The organism is Natrinema salaciae (assembly GCF_900110865.1).
Taxonomy (GTDB): Archaea; Halobacteriota; Halobacteria; order Halobacteriales; family Natrialbaceae; genus Natrinema; species Natrinema salaciae.
On the sequence record NZ_FOFD01000008.1, the window covers coordinates 56549 to 73919 of the forward strand.

General features: G+C 67.2%; 19 protein-coding genes. 11 read left to right on the top strand and 8 right to left on the bottom strand.

The genetic code is table 11. The features are described 5' to 3' along the window. Positions 1–26: 26 nt before the first annotated feature. Positions 27–827: an SIR2 family NAD-dependent protein deacylase gene (locus tag BMX07_RS21660; RefSeq protein ID WP_090622360.1), complete on the bottom strand. Its 801-nt coding sequence runs from the start codon at positions 825–827 to the stop codon at positions 27–29. Positions 828–913: 86 nt separating this feature from the next. On the opposite strand from BMX07_RS21660, the gene aspS reads away from it, so the two are divergent. Then, positions 914–2218 (top strand): aspartate--tRNA(Asn) ligase, encoded by a 1305-nt coding sequence (gene aspS / locus BMX07_RS21665; protein WP_090622366.1) that lies wholly within the window; start codon positions 914–916, stop codon positions 2216–2218. A gap of 259 nt (positions 2219–2477) precedes the next feature. On the opposite strand, the gene BMX07_RS21670 is transcribed toward aspS, so the two are convergent. Next, positions 2478–3317, bottom strand: coding sequence for an esterase/lipase family protein (locus BMX07_RS21670; RefSeq protein ID WP_175480242.1), 840 nt, complete (start codon positions 3315–3317; stop codon positions 2478–2480). Positions 3318–3530: 213 nt separating this feature from the next. On the opposite strand from BMX07_RS21670, the gene BMX07_RS21675 reads away from it, so the two are divergent. From BMX07_RS21675 to BMX07_RS21690, 3 genes are all read left to right on the top strand, one after another. Continuing rightward, positions 3531–4358, top strand: a complete 828-nt coding sequence (locus tag BMX07_RS21675) for a pantoate kinase (RefSeq protein ID WP_090622374.1) — start codon at positions 3531–3533, stop codon at positions 4356–4358. Positions 4359–5035: 677 nt separating this feature from the next. Further along, complete coding sequence (locus BMX07_RS21685; RefSeq protein WP_090622382.1) at positions 5036–7939, top strand: DUF1508 domain-containing protein; 2904 nt, start codon at positions 5036–5038, stop codon at positions 7937–7939. 325 nt (positions 7940–8264) lie between these two features. After that, complete coding sequence (locus tag BMX07_RS21690; protein WP_090622385.1) at positions 8265–8912, top strand: helix-turn-helix domain-containing protein; 648 nt, start codon at positions 8265–8267, stop codon at positions 8910–8912. 10 nt (positions 8913–8922) lie between these two features. On the opposite strand, the gene BMX07_RS21695 is transcribed toward BMX07_RS21690, so the two are convergent. After that, positions 8923–9627, bottom strand: coding sequence for a class I SAM-dependent methyltransferase (locus tag BMX07_RS21695; RefSeq protein WP_090622389.1), 705 nt, complete (start codon positions 9625–9627; stop codon positions 8923–8925). A gap of 206 nt (positions 9628–9833) precedes the next feature. Here BMX07_RS21695 and BMX07_RS21700 point away from each other — a divergent pair, with 206 nt between their 5' ends. Further along, positions 9834–10619 carry a 4-phosphopantoate--beta-alanine ligase gene (locus tag BMX07_RS21700; RefSeq protein WP_090622393.1) on the top strand — a complete coding sequence of 262 codons (786 nt, stop codon included), beginning with the start codon at positions 9834–9836 and terminating at the stop codon, positions 10617–10619. A gap of 115 nt (positions 10620–10734) precedes the next feature. Here the strand turns inward: BMX07_RS21700 and BMX07_RS24775 are convergent, their stop codons facing one another. Further along, the gene (locus BMX07_RS24775) at positions 10735–10890 is read right to left on the bottom strand and encodes a hypothetical protein (RefSeq protein WP_175480243.1); all 156 of its coding nucleotides are present in this window, start codon (positions 10888–10890) and stop codon (positions 10735–10737) included. Beyond that, on the bottom strand, positions 10887–11126 hold the full coding sequence (locus BMX07_RS21705; RefSeq protein ID WP_090622876.1) for a hypothetical protein: 240 nt from the start codon (positions 11124–11126) through the stop codon (positions 10887–10889). Before BMX07_RS21705 ends, BMX07_RS24775 begins: the two co-directional genes overlap by 4 nt. A gap of 795 nt (positions 11127–11921) precedes the next feature. Between BMX07_RS21705 and BMX07_RS21715 the strand changes: the two genes are divergently transcribed. Both BMX07_RS21715 and BMX07_RS21720 read left to right on the top strand, forming a co-directional pair. Next, entirely contained in the window at positions 11922–12119 is a 198-nt protein-coding gene (locus tag BMX07_RS21715; protein WP_090622400.1) for a hypothetical protein, read from the top strand. Between the two features lie 80 nt (positions 12120–12199). Further along, positions 12200–13180, top strand: a complete 981-nt coding sequence (locus BMX07_RS21720; protein WP_090622404.1) for a tyrosine--tRNA ligase — start codon at positions 12200–12202, stop codon at positions 13178–13180. Positions 13181–13213: 33 nt separating this feature from the next. On the opposite strand, the gene BMX07_RS21725 is transcribed toward BMX07_RS21720, so the two are convergent. Beyond that, entirely contained in the window at positions 13214–13921 is a 708-nt protein-coding gene (locus BMX07_RS21725; protein WP_245742190.1) for a helix-turn-helix domain-containing protein, read from the bottom strand. 187 nt (positions 13922–14108) lie between these two features. Here BMX07_RS21725 and BMX07_RS21730 point away from each other — a divergent pair, with 187 nt between their 5' ends. Both BMX07_RS21730 and BMX07_RS21735 read left to right on the top strand, forming a co-directional pair. Continuing rightward, positions 14109–14510, top strand: coding sequence for an acyl-CoA dehydrogenase family protein (locus BMX07_RS21730; RefSeq protein WP_245742191.1), 402 nt, complete (start codon positions 14109–14111; stop codon positions 14508–14510). Between the two features lie 96 nt (positions 14511–14606). Next, on the top strand, positions 14607–15545 hold the full coding sequence (locus tag BMX07_RS21735; protein WP_090622410.1) for a biotin--[acetyl-CoA-carboxylase] ligase: 939 nt from the start codon (positions 14607–14609) through the stop codon (positions 15543–15545). Between the two features lie 83 nt (positions 15546–15628). Here the strand turns inward: BMX07_RS21735 and BMX07_RS21740 are convergent, their stop codons facing one another. Continuing rightward, on the bottom strand, positions 15629–16105 hold the full coding sequence (locus BMX07_RS21740) for a universal stress protein (protein ID WP_090622414.1): 477 nt from the start codon (positions 16103–16105) through the stop codon (positions 15629–15631). A gap of 184 nt (positions 16106–16289) precedes the next feature. Here BMX07_RS21740 and BMX07_RS21745 point away from each other — a divergent pair, with 184 nt between their 5' ends. Then, positions 16290–16754 carry a DUF5799 family protein gene (locus BMX07_RS21745; RefSeq protein WP_090622417.1) on the top strand — a complete coding sequence of 155 codons (465 nt, stop codon included), beginning with the start codon at positions 16290–16292 and terminating at the stop codon, positions 16752–16754. A 32-nt stretch (positions 16755–16786) separates the two neighbouring features. On the opposite strand, the gene BMX07_RS24780 is transcribed toward BMX07_RS21745, so the two are convergent. Next, the gene (locus tag BMX07_RS24780) at positions 16787–16930 is read right to left on the bottom strand and encodes a DUF7557 family protein (protein WP_175480244.1); all 144 of its coding nucleotides are present in this window, start codon (positions 16928–16930) and stop codon (positions 16787–16789) included. A gap of 123 nt (positions 16931–17053) precedes the next feature. On the opposite strand from BMX07_RS24780, the gene BMX07_RS21750 reads away from it, so the two are divergent. Further along, positions 17054–17344 (top strand): DUF7545 family protein, encoded by a 291-nt coding sequence (locus BMX07_RS21750; protein ID WP_090622421.1) that lies wholly within the window; start codon positions 17054–17056, stop codon positions 17342–17344. Positions 17345–17371: the final 27 nt, after the last annotated feature.

A 17371-nucleotide genomic window follows, 5' to 3' on the forward strand; every position in this document is an offset into this window, starting at 1 on the left:
GGGAGCCGACCGTCACCCGTCACCTGTCACTCGACGACGAGGTCCCGCAGCCGCGGCAGGGCGTCCGTCACGTCCTCGCGGGAGACGATGTCGGCGACGTCGTCGCACGGCGTCGATTCGAGATTCACGATTCCGACGGTCCCGCCGGTCGAGGCGGCGAGTCGCGGGAGCGAGGCCGCGGGTTCGACGACCAGCGAGGTGCCGATCGCGAGGAAGACGTCGCTCTCGCGGGCGAGCGACCGGGCGCGCTGGATGACGGCACCGGGAAGCCGCTCGCCGAAGAGGACGACGTCGGGCTTGAACACGCCGCCGCAGTCGCAGGTCGGCGGCAGTTCGCCCGCGGCCGCCCGCTCGACGATCGGATCGCCGTCCCGGCGCGTTCCGCAGTCGGTACAGCGAACCCGCTGGGAGTTGCCGTGGAGTTCGAGGACGGTCGTCTCGGGAACGGTGCCGCCGTCCGCGTTGCCCTCGGCCGCCCCGTCGCCGACCGCCGCCGCGGCCTCGCCGTGTAATCCGTCCGTGTTCTGTGTGAGTATCGCCTCGAGGTCGCCGTCCCGTCCCATCGCGGCCAGCGCCTCGTGGGCCGCGTTCGGGTCGTACTCCTCGTCGAACAGCAGCCGCTGGAGCTCGACGCGGTCCCGCCAAAATCCTTCGGGATCGCGCTGGAATCGGCCGTAGGCGAACTGTCCCTCGTCGAACTCGTCCCAGACGCCGTCGTCGCCGCGGAACGTCGGCACGCCCGAGGGAGCCGAGATCCCAGCGCCGGTGAAGGCGACGACGGTGTCCCCGCGCCGGACGGCCGCGGCGAGTCGCTCGAGGTCGTCCATACGAGTGCCCTCGTGCCGGATCGGCAAAACGATTCGTCTCGACGCGAACGACTGCGTTTAAGTCCCACCTGCCGCAATCGGATGGTATGCAGGACAGAACCTACACTGCCGACGCCGAGCCCGGCGACGACGTGACGGTCGCCGGCTGGGTCCACGAGATCCGCGACCTGGGGGGCATTGCGTTCCTGATTCTCCGGGACACCACGGGCAAGATCCAGATCAAGTTCGAGAAAGACGAGATGGACGACGAGCTGGTCGAGACGGGACTCGACGTCTCTCGCGAGAGCGTCGTCGAAGTTTCCGGCGCGGTCGAGGAGGAGCCGCGCGCACCGACCGGCGTCGAGGTCACGCCCGAATCGCTCGAGGTCGTCGCGCCCGCCGACCCCGAACTGCCGCTGGACCCCTCCGGCAAGGTCGACGCCGACCTCTCGACGCGACTCGACAACCGCACCCTCGACCTGCGCAAGGACGAGGTGCAGGCCATCTTCGAGATCCGCTCGGAGATCCTGCGGGCGGTCCGCGAGCAGTTCCGCGAGTTCCGCTGTACGGAGATCAACACGCCGAAGATCGTCGCGACCGGCACCGAGGGCGGCACCGAACTCTTCCCGATCACCTACTTCGGCGAGGAGGCCTTCATGAACCAGTCACCCCAGCTGTTCAAGCAGCTGATCGCCGGCTCGAACGTCGAGCGCGTCTTCGAGATCGGGCCGATCTTCCGCGCCGAGGAGCACAACACGCCGCGGCACCTCAACGAGGCCACCTCGATCGACTTCGAGGGCGCGTTCTGCGATCACACCGACGCCATGGACGTCGTCGAGGGCGTCGTCCGCGCCGCCTACGAGGCCGTCGCGGAGAACTGTCGCGAGGAACTCGAGGCGCTCGACCTCGAAGCGGAGTTCGACGTGCCCGACGAGGCGTTCCCGCGAATCAGCTACGAGGACGCCATCGAGCGCATCAACGCGACGGGCGAACTCGACGAGCAACTCGTCTGGGGCGACGACCTCTCGACGGAGGCCGAGAAGGCGCTCGGCGACGACGTTGGCGGCCACTACTTCATCACTGACTGGCCAAGCGAGATCAAGCCGTTCTACATCAAGGACCACGACGACGACCCCGAACTCTCGACCGGCTTCGACCTGATGCATCCGCGCATGGAACTGGTCTCGGGTGGCCAGCGCGAACACCGCCACGAGAAGCTCATCGAGGGCTTCGAACAGCAGGGACTCGATCCCGACCAGTTCGAGTACTACACCAAGATGTTCAAGTACGGCATGCCGCCCCACGCCGGCTTCGGACTCGGCGGCGAGCGCCTGATCATGACGCTCCTCGACCTGGACAACATTCGAGAAGCGGTTCTCTTCCCGCGAGATCGCCAGCGACTGAGCCCGTAGGGCGAAGTCTCTGGGCGCAAGCGAGTGAAACGAGTTTCGCGTGGTCGTCGGCGTTTGTCGCCGTAGATCGCAGACGGTGAGAGCGAGACGATCGAACGGCGTCTCGTGAGGCCGACAGCGTCCGTCGCCGGACGGCGGCGGCGCGACCCGTTATCGCGGTGGGTCGGCGAGTCGGGCTCGCCGTCTCGGCGACGTCGGTGCTACTCGTCCGGACAGCGGTGCGACCGTCTTCGAGCGGTTCGGACGGGTCGCAGCGCTATCAGGTACCGTCGCAGGAACCGCTACCGATCGCGTCGGCGAGGTCGGAACCGACCGCGTCGTCACCGAGGTACGACAGGTGGCTGCCGACGCTGGCCGTTACGTCGACGTCGGTGTAGTTCGCGGCGGGATCACAGCCCGCGCCCTCGGTCCCGAGAGCGGTGTCGCCGAAGCCGCCGTAGGCCGAGCCGACCGTCGAATCGTTCTCGGAGTGGTAGTTTCGAACCTCACACGCCTTGCTGAGGCCGGGGTTCCACGGGTCGCCACAGACCTCCGATCCGTCGGCGGCGGCTCCCAGTGGTGCGACCGTTTCGATCTCGTAGCCCGAGCCCAGTTTCGTTGCGGTCCACAGGACGCAGCGACCGCCGAGGGAGTGTCCCACGAGCCGGACGTTGTTCCCGCCGGAATCGTAGAACTCCTCGAGGAGGCCGGCGACGACCTCGCCGACGTCTTCGGTGTCGGCCTCCGCGCCGAGGAAATTGAAGTTGGTCGCGGGCCACTCGATCGCGACTGTCTCGTCCGGCGAGTAGCCGCCCGACTCCAGCGAACCCAGCACGTCGGCGGCCTGGCTCGAGACGGTGGTGTCGCCGAACCAGCCGTGGATGAAGACGAGCAGTTCGTCCGCCACCGGCAGGCTGTCGTCGGCGCTCCAGCCGAAGAGGCCGTCGTCGACCGAGATAACCTCGGGACCGCCCCACTGTCCGGCTACCGACCCGGACGCGGCTGCCAGGCCAGTCCCGCCGACGATGGCGGTCCCGGTGGCCCTCAGGAGGGTGCGGCGGTCGATCGTGTGCGATTCGTCCGTGACCGGGCCTCGACCGGTCGAGTCGTCATCTGCCATGATGCATGTTATTGATGCACGTATCGGTGAGTGACTGTTTTTCTTCCATACAGAGCAGCGTTAAATCCCGTCGGGTGTTGCGGACCCGACATCGGCCGAGGGTGAGTCGACTGTGCCGCTTCCCGGCACGGATCGGACGACCGATCGACGAGCGACGGGCGCGTCGCGCGGAACCTTCAAGGTTATATCGCTCGGGCCGAAAGCGGGGGCGTAATGCGCGAGGAGGCGACGGCGTTCGTCCCCGGACATGTTACGGGCTTTTTCAGCGCCCACCCGGACGAGGACCCGACGAAAGCCGGCTCACGGGGTGCGGGACTGACGCTCACTGACGGTGTCGAAGTAACGGTCGAGCCCGCGACGGAGTCGTCCGTCGTCCTCGACGGGACGGAAATCGAGGTCGATCCGGTGACGACCGTCCTCGAGACGCTCGACGCGACCGCTCGAGTCGAAGCCGACGCCGAACTCCCGATCGGTGCCGGGTTCGGCGTCTCGGGAGCGATGGCGCTGGGGACGGCGCTCGCGGCGAACCGGGTGTTCGAGCGCAAGCTCTCGACGAACGAACTCGTGACGATCGCACACGGTGCCGAAGTGCAGGCGGGGACCGGGCTCGGCGACGTCGTCGCGCAGGCACACGGCGGCGTCCCGATCCGCCTCGAGCCGGGTGGGCCGCAGGACAACAAGCTCGACGCGATTCCGGCGCGGGCGCGCGTCGAGTACGTCTCGTTCGGGGAACTCTCGACGGCCGACGTGCTGTCGGGAGACACGGAGCGGCTGACGGCCGCCGGAAAGGAAGCGCTCTCCCGCGTCGTCGAGGAGCCGACGCTCCTGTCGTTCATGTACGCCTCGCGGTTGTTCGCTCGCGACGCGGAACTCCTCACGGAACGGGTCACGGAGACGATCGCCGACGTCTCCGAGGCCGGCGGACAGGCGTCGATGGCCATGCTCGGCGAGACGGTCTTCGCCCTCGGGACTGGACTGTCCGATGCGGGGTACGACCCGTCCGTCTGCGCGACGCATCCGGCCGGTGCCGTGCTGCGGTGACGCCGTAACGGAGGGCCGGTGCCGGCTCCGCCGGCCCGAGTCGACCGTGCGCGTTCCGGCCGTCGATACCGGCCGGTGGAACCGAACTTATACGTTGGTTGACAATCCGCCGGTCACCCGCGGTAGCTACTATGACTGCCGCCTACTCCGAACCGCGTTGACGCGGACAAACCGGTCGGCGTAGCCGATTACCCACGAGCACGCCATCGCGACCTGCCGCTGAACGTTCCACCCGGACGACGAAAACCGCGTGCCGATCGGTTCGGCGGAGTCGGGCGGAACGTTCGTTGCGTATCGATTCGCCGGGTCGGCGATCCACACCCGGTTCGACACCGCACCGGGTCGTCGATAGTTATGTATTCGCCGTCTGGTCAGCTCGTATAGCTCTCGGTCGCTGGAACCGCGAGCGATCTCCGTCTGACAATTGTGTTCACTGTTTTCCAGGCGGATTCATCGGCGGGGATCGATCACCGTGATCAACGTTCCGCAAGCGAGCCGTCTCGAGCCGCCCGGAAGCGCCGGTTTTCCCCCGATCGAAACGCGATTCCGACGGTGTCGAGCAGCGTTCGTCGTTCGTTCCGGGTGCCCCCACTGTCACCGATTCGAACATGACAGACATCGTGCTGGTAGCCGGAACTTTATTATGATTCGTTCAAGTTATCCGGTCAAGTTTGACAATGGCTTCACTCACTGACATTCACCAAAACCTGTTTCAACTGTACGAACATTACGTCGGTGAACCCGACTCGAGCAAGGACGTCTACGGCTACTGGCTGTTCATCGTCGGCTACGTCATCGGGGCCGCGGGCGTGGCGACGTTCGTGATCGGATACGCGGGCGAAGGGGACAACTACGCGCTCATCAGGATGTCCGGCGTGACGGCGGCGGCGGGACTCGCGTTCTGTCTGTTCGGAATCGTCCTCATGTTGCCGGTCCGGCGGCGGGGGATTCAGGCGAGCGTGGTCGGACTCCTCATCGCGCTCGGGGGCGTCGGCTTTTTCGGGTGGGCGTATCCGTACAACTGGCGCGAACTCGGCGTCGACTACAGCGTGCAGGTCATCTCGGTCTACGCGTTCGGGGTCGGGATCATCGCGGGCGTAACCGCGCTCGTGCCCGTGCTGACGGGACAGCGGGGAATGTTCGTCGAGGAGGAAGGGAAGACCGATGACCCGCCGATTCTCACGGGCGACGCGATGGAGAGCGCCCAATTCGCCGTCTTCCGCGACGAGAACGGCGATTGGAAGTGGCACGTCCTCCACCTCGAGGCGCTGGCCCAGAGCAACGAGAGCGCCGTGACGCGGCCCGACGCGACGGAGGGAATCGAGCGGGTCAAGTCCCAGATCAGCTCCGCGGGGCTGATGGAGCTGACGACCTCGGCGTTCCGGCTCTACGAGGACCGTGACGGGACCTGGCAGTGGACGCTCGCGCGCGACGACGGCTCCATCGTCGGCACCTGTGCCGGCGAGTTCGACCGTCGCGACGGCGCGGAGGAGTCCGTGAGTTTCCTGAAGGACCGCGGTCCGGACGCCGACGTCATCGAGATCGAGGGGGCCGCGTTCACCTACGCCGAGAAGCGCGACCAGTGGCACTGGACGCTCGTCGACGACGACCGGACGCCGCTCGCCTCGAGCGAGACGGGACACGCGACACAGGAACGCGCCGAGGAGGCGGCCCGAACCTTCGCCGAACGGTTCGATCGGGCGCGAGTGCTCGACATCGACCACATCGGCGTGGAACTCTGCGAACGGGCCGACGGCTGGACCTGGCGGTTCGTCGACGCGACCGACGAGGTCGTCGCTACCAGTACCCACGAGTTCGGTTCTCGGCGCGCCGCCGAGGAAGCCGCCGAATCGCTGCTGCCCGAACTCGAGTCGGCGTCGGTCACCGTTTCCGGCGAACCGACCTACGAACTCTACGAGTCGGGCGAGGAGTGGCGGTACCGCCTCGTCGACGAAACCGGACACGTCGTCGCGCGCGGCCCGGAGGGAACCGCCGAGCACAGCGGCTCCGAGCGGTGGGCCGAACAGTTCAGCGAGAACGCCGTCGAGGCCGACGTCGTCGAGATCGAGGCCGCGGAGTACGAGGTCTACCCGGCGGACGACGCGAGCGCCGGAAGCTCCGCGTCCACGGCGGACAGCGAGTTCGCAGAGGCGATCGACGAACCCGAGCCGGCGGCCGACGGCGGGACGACGGTCGACGATGCGGCGGCCGACGAGGGGAACCCGTGGCACTGGCGGCTCGTGACGGACGACCGCGATATCATCGCGGCGAGCACCGAACCCCACGGCGACGCCGACTCGGCGACGGAAGCGATCGAGCGCGTCCGACAGCAGGCCAGCGAGGCCGACCTCATCGAGTTCGAAAACGCGGCGTTCCAGGTGTACGAGGCCGACTCCGGCGAGTGGCGCTGGCGGCTCATCGACGAAGACGGCAACGTCCTCGCCGACAGCGGCGAGGAACACACCTCCCGCGGCGAGGCGGCGGAAGCGATGATGACGCTGAAAGAGCAGGCCCCCGACGCCGAACTGCTCGAGATCGAGACCGCGGCGTTCGAACTGTTCGTCAACGAGGACAACGAGTGGGGCTGGCGGCTCATCGACAAGGGCGGGAAGCTCGTCGCCGAAGACCCGACCACGCATCCGACCCGCGATGCGGCTCGCGAGGCGATGAACCGACTGCTCGAGCACCTCGACTCCGACGTGCGGACGATGGATCGGGCGATCTTCCAGACGTACGCGACGGAGGACTGGCACTGGCGGTTCGTCTTGCCGCCGGGCGAGACCGTCGCCGTCGGCGACGAAGCCCATCCGACTCGCGACGAACTGGTCGACAGCCTCGACGACGTGCGCGACGCCGCTGCGACAGCACAACAGTTCACGATCGGTAACGTGTCCGTTCAACTCTACGGCAACGGCGAGAGTCACTTCCGACTGCTCGACCGCGACCGCGAGGAGATCGCCGATTCGAACGTCTCCTACGCCGACCACGACGCGGCGAAGGCCGGCGTCGAGGACCTCCAGCGACACGTAGCCGACGCGCCGATCTTCGCGATCGAGGAGGCCGCGATCAGACTCGACGGCGACGACGAGTGGACCTGGGAGCTCGTCGACCGCGACCGCGAGGTGTTCGCGAACGCGGTCGGCACCGAAGCGACCAAGGACGACCTGCTGGACGCGATCGATACGGTCCGCCAGCTTGCCCCGATGGCCGGCCGCGTCGACTTCGACGTCGCCTCCTTCGAACTCGTCGCCGACGAAGACGACCGCTGGCAGTGGCGGCTCATCGACGAGGACGGCCGGACCGTCGCGACCGGCTCCGAAATGCACGAGACGGCCGAGGCCGCACGCGCGGCGCTCGAGGACGTCCGCGCGCTCATCGAGTCCGCGAGCATCCTCGAGATCGACAGCGTCTCGTTCGAACTGCACACCGCCGAGGACGGCTGGGTCTGGCAGCTGATCGACGAGTACGGCGCGACGATGGCCGAGAGCACCCAGACCTACGAGACCCGGACCGCCGCCCGCGAGGCGATGAACGACGTGAAAGCGCAGGCACCCGAGGGCTGGATCACGTTCACGGAGTAACCGCGACGGCGACTCGAATCGACCGCTGACCGACGCTGTTTTTCGTTTCGTTCGACCGCGCTCCCGCTCGACGCGGGCGATTCGGACCCACCGCGTGTGCGAGGCGTTCCGCGTCCGTCTCGAGTGGCCGCGCGGCGTCCGCTGACGGGTCGGCCCGAGCGCGAGAGGGGAGGACGCGGCGGCGACGGCAGCCCGGCCGATCAGTCCGTGCCGGAGCCACCGCCGGTGTGGGGACGATCAATATCGCTATTTTCGGCGGCGAACGGATGAAAATACTCGCGATAGCTATCGGGGATTCATGTCCATCGAGCGACGTACTCGAGGCATGAAATCGATGCGTCTCGAACTGGAATACGCACCGGAGGCGATCCCGCCGCTCCACGAGGGCATCTGCGAGTCGCCGGCCATCGAGCGCGAGGTGATCGTCGGCGGCCAGGCGGTCGACGGCGTCGAAACGATCACGTCGTTCGTGTACGGCGATCCCGAGGCGTACGAGTCGCTACTGGTCGATCTGGAGGCCGTCTGGGAGTACGACATCACGCCGGCTGACGACGGGTTCTTCTGCTACCTCCGGCGGGAACTCGGTTCCGAGGGTGCCTCGCTGTTGACCGCGCTCTCGCAGGAGACGGTCGTGGTCGTGCCGCCGATCGAGGTCCGATCCGACCGGACGATCCGGCTGACGCTCGTCGGTCACTCGAAGGGGCTGACGGCCGTGGTCGACGAGGTCCCGGCGGGGATGACACTGGACGTCCGCTGGGTGAGCGACGACGTGACGGTCACCGGATCGCCACTCTCCGACCGCCAGTCGGCGGCGCTCCGGGCGGCCAGCGACGTCGGGTTCTACGAGATTCCCCGGCGGGGCGGGATCGAGGCGGTCGCCGACGAGCTCGACTGTGCCGTCTCGACGGCGTCGGAACTCCTCCGACGCGGCGAGGCTACCGCGGTCGACCGCGTGCTCGAGGACGGCCCGTAGGACGGGCCGATCAGTCGCCGTCTCGTTTCGTACAGATCGCCGTGTACGCGGTGCCAGCGAAGTGCGTATCCACGATTTCGCAGTCGTCGAAGACGGCCTCGAGCGATCCCGGGACGTCGCCGTCGGGATTCCAGTTCGCGTACCAGCGGAAGAACCGCCGGATGAGCGGATTCAGCACTCGAACAGGCCCGCTCGGCGCCGGCCGGACGTCGACGACCCCGAGGCGTGCGCCGGGGCCGATCGACCGGTAGATGTGCTCCACAGTGCGGCGAACGTCGGGCATCACGGAGAGCGAAAGCGACGCGAGCGCCGCATCGAACGGCTCCTCGAACTCGACCGTCGTCGCGTCGGCGCGACGCACGCGGACGTTCTCCCAGCCGCGGGCGTCGATCCGGTCTCGTGCGTTCGCGATCATCCCGGGGCTGTAATCGACGGCGACGAGTTCGCCTTCCGCGCCGATCTCGCGTCGGACCGGTTCGAAGTTGACGCCCGGACCGCACCCCACCTCGAGCACGCGGTCCCCCGGTTCGAGGGCCAGCCGATCGATGGCCGCCTCGCGGATCGGTTCGAAGTCCCGCTCGCTCATCCCGTAGCGGTCGCTCCATCGGTCCCAGACCGCCCGACTGCGCTCGAGGTGCGCCTCGTACTCCTCGTCCCGATACTCCGAACTGGACGTCTCCGTCGACGGGCCCTGATCCCGGCGTTCCGTGGCCATAGTTGCAGGTGAACCGACTCGACCGAGTAGCTTTACCCGAAACCTATCGGGGAGTTATGTGTCACCTGTGGCGGTCGCGATCGATGCCGGTCGACTGCGGTCGCCGTGTCCGCCGATCGGCGGCCCCGATCGTCGAAGACGGGCCGAGCTGACGGCCCCGGAGATCGATCGGGCCGCTTTTTATCGACCCAACCCAGTGATCGATCGTGAACGACTACGACACCGTCTCCGCCGACGTCGAACACGAGGACGAGATCCCGGAGGACCATCCCAGATACCAGGACCTGATCACCCGCCACCGGATCGAGGCGGGCGTCGAGAAGGGGATCACCCACCTTCAGGGGATGCACGCCGAGGGACGGGGCAGCGCCTTCGACTACCTGCTGGGCGAGGAGACGATTCCCAGCGCCGACGCGGCCGAACGCGCGGCCGCGGCCCACCTCCTGCTCGCCGACCGCCCCGTACTCTCGATCAACGGCAACGTCGCGGCGCTCGTCCCCAGCGAGATGGTCGCCCTCGCCGACGCCACGGGTGCCGACCTCGAGGTCAACCTCTTCAATCGGACGCCCGAACGGCTCCAGGCGATCGCCGACCACCTCCGCGAGCACGGCGCGGACGAGGTCAAGGGGCTCGAGGCCGACGCGCACATTCCGAACCTCGACCACGAGCGCTCGAAGGTCGACGCCGACGGGATCTACGCGGCCGACGTGGTGCTCGTCCCGCTCGAGGACGGCGACCGGGCCGAGGCCTTAGACGAGATGGACAAAACGGAGATCGTGATCGACCTCAACCCGCTGTCGCGCTCGCCGCAGGTGGCCGACGTACCGATCGTCGACAACATCATCCGCGCCGTGCCGACCATCACCGAGCACGCGCGGGCGTTAGCGGACGCGGACGAGGACGAACTCCGGGCGATCGTCGAGGAGTTCGACCGGGAGCAGGCGCTCGAGGCGGCGGAGGAGCGAATCCGGACGGGAACCACGGACGAGTAGTCGTCGCGGCGCATTCCTGGAAACCCGATCGCATAGCGGTGCGATCGGTTCGATCGGTGTCGTCAGTGCCGTCAGTGCTGTCGGTGCCGTCGGTGCCGTCGGTGCGGTGCTCTATTCAGTGTCGGCGGCCGCCCGTAATCCGTCTACCGTCGCCGTCGAAGGCGAGTTCGCAGTCGTCACAGAGCCACCAGCCGACGACCGGATCGGGGCGGGGGATCACCGCGTCGCACTCGAGACACCGTATCGACCGCCGGTCTCGAGACCCTGTCATTCGGTATCCGCTCCGGTCTCGGGTTCGGGACCCGCCTTGAACTCGGGGTCGTCGCCCTCGTACCGTATCACACAGGGCGGGACCGAACAGCCACAGGGTCTGACGGTTCCGGTATCAGGACCGGTCGCAGTCACGGTCGTGATTGGTCCGCCGCAGACGGGACAGGTGGGGAGCGATGTCGGCTCGTCGCTCTTGTCCGCGTGGGCGTCGTCGCTCGCGCCGGATTCCTCACACATCGGAATCATTGCTCGAGTCCGGCGTCGGCGGTAGGGTTGGTTTTGTCTGGCGATTCGACTGTCGTGCGGGACGTTTATATCCCGGTAGAATGTACGGAATCATGCTTCCGAAACCCTTGTGGGGGTTTGGAAGCCTGTCTCGGGTGTCTTCAGCACCCGGGGCATTTCGTACGCCCCCTGTCGGAGACGAGGCCTCCGGCTTAATCGTCGGAACATTGTTACTTATAACTATTGTTTCCGGTGGTGAATGGATCGGTCACCGTTCATTAGGGGCTCACCTACACCTTAGTGACCCGATCGGAATCACGTCTGTATGGATTCGAAAGACTACGTGATTCTATTCGCACTCGACGTGATTGCGACCGTCGTCGGGATCTTCGTGTACATCGCCATCGGCGGCTCGTTCTGACGGGCGAAGACGCGTCCTGCGACCGCGGCGACAGGGACGACCACGCCCTCCCCAGCCGATTCGTTCGGTCGCTGCACTCCCTCACTCATCCCTCGCGCAGTATCGTCGACTGGCCTCACTGTCGTTCGGCCAGCTGACAGCGCGCGCCACCGCGTACCGGGTGAGTAGTCTCAACGAGGTACCGGTCACCGATACCGAACGACAAATACGGCTCGAGCCCACCGGAACTGAGGGCCTGTGATTCGCTACTGTGGTCGTCTGCGATAGCGTCGCTGGTATTCCCGCTTCCGGCGTTTCTCTCCGGAATCGGGTCGTGGACGGAGTAGCCGTTTCGGAACCCGTTCGAATCCCAACAACTAATCGTTCGCGGGTCGAACCGTCCGCGCATGCCATCGCTCGAGCCTCCGTGTCTGCGATCGGAACACGCCTCGAAGGGCGCAGCGAAGGGTGCGAAAGTAGGCGGCAAGGTCGGCGGCGTCGCCGGACCGGCCGGCGGAGCCGTCGGGGCCGGCGTCGGCGCGGCGGGCGGCTACCTCGCCGGCACCGCACGCGACCGCGTCGAGAGCGTCCTGAAGCCGTTCTGAGCGGCCCCGGGTCGCCGTCCTCGAGGGAGGGCCGATCGCCTTTCAGGAGGTATAAATTCCTCCTCCGGTTTCCCTTCCACATGGACGCCTACGAGTTGCTGACGCGAAACGCCGAGGAGGTCGTCACCGACGAGGAGGTCCGCGACCTCGCCGACGATCCGGCGGGGAAACGCGCCTACGTCGGCTACGAGCCCTCGGGCGTGCTCCACCTCGGCCACCTCCTGACCGCGAACAAACTCATCGACCTCCAGGACGCCGGCATGGAGGTCGTCGTCCTGCTGGCGGACGTCCACGCCTACCTCAACGGGAAAGGCACCTTCGAGGAGATCCGGGACACCGCCGAGCAGATGAAGGCCCAGTTCCTCGCCTACGGCCTCGAGGAGGACAGCACCGAGTTCGTCTACGGCTCGGAGTTCCAGCTCGACGAGGAGTACACGCTCGATCTGCACACCCTCGAACTCGAGACGACGCTCAACCGGGCCCAGCGCGCGATGGCCGAGATCCAGGGCGACGAGACCGCGAAGGTGAGCCACGTCGTCTACCCCCTGATGCAGACCCTGGACATCGAGTACCTCGATCTCGACCTCGCGGTCGGCGGCCTGGACCAGCGGAAGGTCCACATGCTCGCCCGCGAGAAGCTGCCGGATCTCGACTACGACGTCCGGCCGGCGCTCCACACGCCCATCGTCGCCGACCTCACCAGCGGCGAGGGGAAGATGTCCTCGAGCGAGGGGGTCACGATCTCGATGGAGGACTCGACCGCGGACCTCGAAGAGAAGGTCAACTCGGCGTTCTGCCCCCCGACGCGGGACCCCGAGGACGACCTCGAGAACCCCGTCCTCGAGCTCTTCGAGTACCACGTCTTCCCGCGGTTCGAGTCGGTCGTCGTCGAACGCCCGGAGAAGTACGGCGGCGACCTGACCTACGAGGAGTACGAGGCGCTCGCGGCGGACCTCGAATCGGGCGAGCTCCACCCCGCGGACGCGAAGGGAACGCTCGCGACGTATCTCGACGAATTGATCGCGCCGGGCCGCGAGAAGCTGCGCGAGATCCGCGGCTAACCGGCCCGTCCCGCGAGTTCTCGCGCCTCGCGGTCACTCGACGAACACGCGGTCGTCGTCGGTGTCGAGGAGGGTACTGAAGAGCGTCCCTTCGACGGTCCGGAGGTGCTGTGAGAAGGTCGCCGGCGAGATACCGAGTTCGTCGGCGAGTTCGGCGGCCTCGTGTTTGCGCGGCCAGTCGTAGTAGCCGTTCATGTAGGCCGTCAGAAACACTTCTCGCTGCCTGTCGGTGAGCGCACCGATAGCGTCCTGTTTGAAATCGTGGTGCGTAAAGAGCGGCGTCGACCGCTGGCGATCGCGGCAGTCGTCGACGGCGACCGTCGGATGTTCCCGTTCGAACCGGTCGACGAGTTCGGCGGCGTCGCCCCGCGACGAGACCTCCGCGACGACGCGGCCAACTCCGCCGTCCGCTTCGACGAGCCGCGGGATCGCGCCGAAATCGACGACGCTCACCGCGACGCACCGCTCCCGGACGTGAAACCGCAATCGGCCGCCGTCGGCGTGTTGCGCGACGAGAGTCGCGTCGACGCCGTCGTCGTCGAGGGTCTTCAGCACCCGCTCCGGCGGAGCGCCGGCGAGGGTGAAGTACTCGACGAACCCGTCGTCGGAGTGCGGGGCGATCACCTCGAGATCGAGCCGACAGGTATCGGCCCGCGACGCGCCGACGAACGGGTACGATGGATCGCGAACGCGAAACTCCACTTCGACGACGTTTTTGACCCGACGGCCTCCGCGTTCCATGGTGTCCCGTCGCGTCCGCGGCACTGGTCGGTTTTCCATTGGCTAGCAAGCGATATCGTCGCGTTCGGACGCGAACGGGACGGCCGCGATCGCCGTGACGCCGGTTTCACGGCACCCGTACACCCGCCCTCTCGGGTGGGCGGTCCGCGCCGATGGGTTGACGACCCTCGGTCTCGGGGCCCGAGGTATGCCGTTCCAGCTCACAGCAGAGCAGCAAGCGATCCGGGACGCGGTCCGCGCGTTCGGCGAGAGCGAGATCCGGCCGGTCGCCGCGGAGTACGAGGCGGAACAGCGGTACCCCGCCGATCTCATCGCCGACGCCGCCGACCTCGACCTCGTGGCACCGCACGTCCCCGAGGCGTACGGCGGCGCGGGGATGGACCCGATTTCGACGATCATCGTCACCGAGGAACTCTGGCGAGCCGATCCCGGCGTCGGCGGCTCGATCTCCGCGGCGGACTTCGGGACCGGAATGCTCGTCGAGTACGGCGACGAGCGGCAGTGCGAGGAGTGGCTGCCGCGGATCACGACGCTCTACGACGGGACGAGCGAGATCCAGAAGAACATCATCGCCGACCAGTTGCGCTGATCGCTCGAGTGATCCAGCGGACGGAACGCGATCGCAGCGGTCGGCCACGGCGGTCGATCCCGCCGATTGAAGTACGAGCGGCCCCCTTGCGAGTGCATGAACGAGACGCGACGAGCGATCCTCGAGGCGCTCACGGACGGGCCGGTCTCGGGGCCGGCGCTGGCCGAGAACCTCGACATCTCGCGGGCGGCCGTCTGGAAACATATCGAAGGCCTCCGCGAGGCGGCGTTCGAGATCGAGAGCGGCCCGGACGGCTACGAACTCGCGGCCGTCGATGCGTACAACGCCCCGGCGGTCGAGTTCGAACTCGCAGCCCCGTTTTCGGTCGAGTACCACGATTCCATCGCGAGTACCAACAACCGAGCGCGGGAACTGGCGGGCGAGGGCGCGACCGACGTCGTCGTCCTCGCGGACGAACAGACCGGCGGCCGTGGCCGCCTCGAGCGCGAGTGGACGGCGCCGTCGGGCGGCGTCTGGCTGAGTGTCGTCTGCCGGCCCGACATCGCGCCGGCGCGGGCTCCGTTGTACACGCTCGCGATTTCGGTCGCGACGGCCCGGGCGGCCCGCGAGGCGGGCGTCGACGCGTGGATCAAGTGGCCAAACGACGTGGTCGTCCCCACCGACGACACGGGCGACTACCGCAAGCTCTCGGGGATCCTGACGGAGATGGAAGGCGAGACCGATCGCGTCGAGTGGATCGTCGTCGGGCCCGGCATCAACGCGAACATCGACGCCGACGCGCTTCCGGCGGGCGCGACCAGCATCCGCGAGGAGGCGGGTGACGTCGATCGGCGGCGGTTCGTCCAGCGACTGTTAGCGGAGTTCGATCGCTACCGGACCGACCTCGAGGCGGTCGTCCCCGCGTGGCGCGAGCTGGCGCTGACGCTCGGCCAGCGCGTGCGAGTCGACCGCCCCGCGGGCGAGCTCGTCGGCGAGGCGGTCGACGTCACGGGATCGGGCGCGCTCGTGATCGAAACGGACGACGGCCGAGTGACGGTTTCGGCGGGCGACTGCGAGCACTTGCGGCCCGTCTGAGTGGTGACTCGTTCTTCGAGGCCGACCGGTAGCACTGGACAGAGACGACTGCAGCCCCGGGTGGCCGTTTGGCTCCGATGCCGTTACTCGACGGCGACCTGCGGCTCTTCGGGCTGGTCGTCGATCTCGTCGGGATCGACCTGGACCGTCAACACCGGCACCGAGGCCTGCCGGACGACCCGTTCCGTGACGCTGCCGAGCAACAGCCGGTCGATCCCGCCGCGGCCGTGGGTTCCCATGACGATCAGGTCGCACTCGGCGGGGTCCGCCGCATCGACGATGACGCGACTCGGTGCCCCCTCGAGCACCTCGGTTTCGACCGGGATATCGTCCGGGGCGAGCTCCTCGACCCGACCGACCGCAGACTTGCCCTCGTCGCGGAGCGCGTCGCTGACCCCTTCGAGGGCGGCCTCCATCGGCAATCCGCTGTAGCCGGCCACGTTGACGACGTAGAGCGCGCGAATCGTCGCGTCGTGCAGACGCGCGAGGTCGAAGGCGTACTCGAGCGCGTGTTCGACCTCGCGCGAGCCGTCGGTCGGGACGAGGATGCAGTCGTACATTGTCATGTGATATCATACACCGAACACGTATATCAGCGTTTTCCTGACACGACTGACCGTCAATTCGGATGACTGTTTTCCGGGCGGCGGTCGTGCGGTTCGCCGTCGAACGGAGCGGGGAGCGGCCGGCTCGCGAGCGGAGAGAGGGGAAACGCTGATACAGCCACCGACCCAACCGGGTGCCATGAGCGAGAACCCGTGGACGGATCGGATCGTCGGCGAGCGAATGACCGTCGATCAGGAGTTTTCGACGCGAATCCAGCAGTCGGAGTTTTCGAACCAGCAGTGGAGCCTGATCATGACCGCCACGGAGTTCGAAATCGAGCATCCCGACGATCCTGACCGGGCGCGGATCGTCGCTAACACGGACAAGCTCGACGGGGTCATCCCGGAACTCGACAACGTCCAGGCCGGGATGGGCGCGATGGCCGGAGGGGGTGCCGCCGGCGGCTCGAGCTCCTCGGGCGGCGGCATTTTCGAGACGATCATGGGCGCGCTCGGAATGGGCGGGAACGGCGGTTCCTCCGAGAAAGAGCACCGCGAGGCGGCCGAACGGCTCACGCAGGAGTACGCCGACGAACTCCAGTCACACCTCGAGTCGAAGGGGAAGTGGGACCGGATTCGGGACACGGCCGCCGACGGCCAGTAGGACTATCGCGGGCGGGCAGTGGGACCCCGCCGTCAGTCGCCGGCGTGAAAGAGCGTGTACTCGCTCGTTTCGTAGATGTTGATGAGTTCGGTGACGAGTTCGTCGTAGGACTCGTCTTCGACGCGCAGCGCGTCGAGCCGTTCGATCGTTTCCTCGTCGAGGTCAACGGCTGGCATACTCGAGCGTTCGTCTCCGACGAGCAAAAACGCAACGGGGGTCGACGCCTCGGCATCGATCCGCGGGCGCGGTGACCGGTGCAAGCCACAGCACCTTTACGGACGGTTCCCGACCGTAGGAGTATGACCGACGAAGTTCAGACGACGACATTCTCGATCAGTTCCGAAGACGGCGCGACCGACGACGTCACGATTCCGGCCGGCCTCGTCGACCTCGTCGCCGAGGGCGACCAGACCGACGCCGAAACGGTCGGCGACGTGATGCTGCTATCGTTCGCCAGCCGCGCCCACCACATCGTCCACCACGGCGAGGACGCCGACGACGAACTCGAGGCCCAGGAGGAACGCGTGATGGATCTCTTCGAAGAGCGGTTCGGCGTCACGTTCGGCGAAGCGACCGGCCACCAGCACTGAGGACCGCGACGCATCGATTTCTCGAGT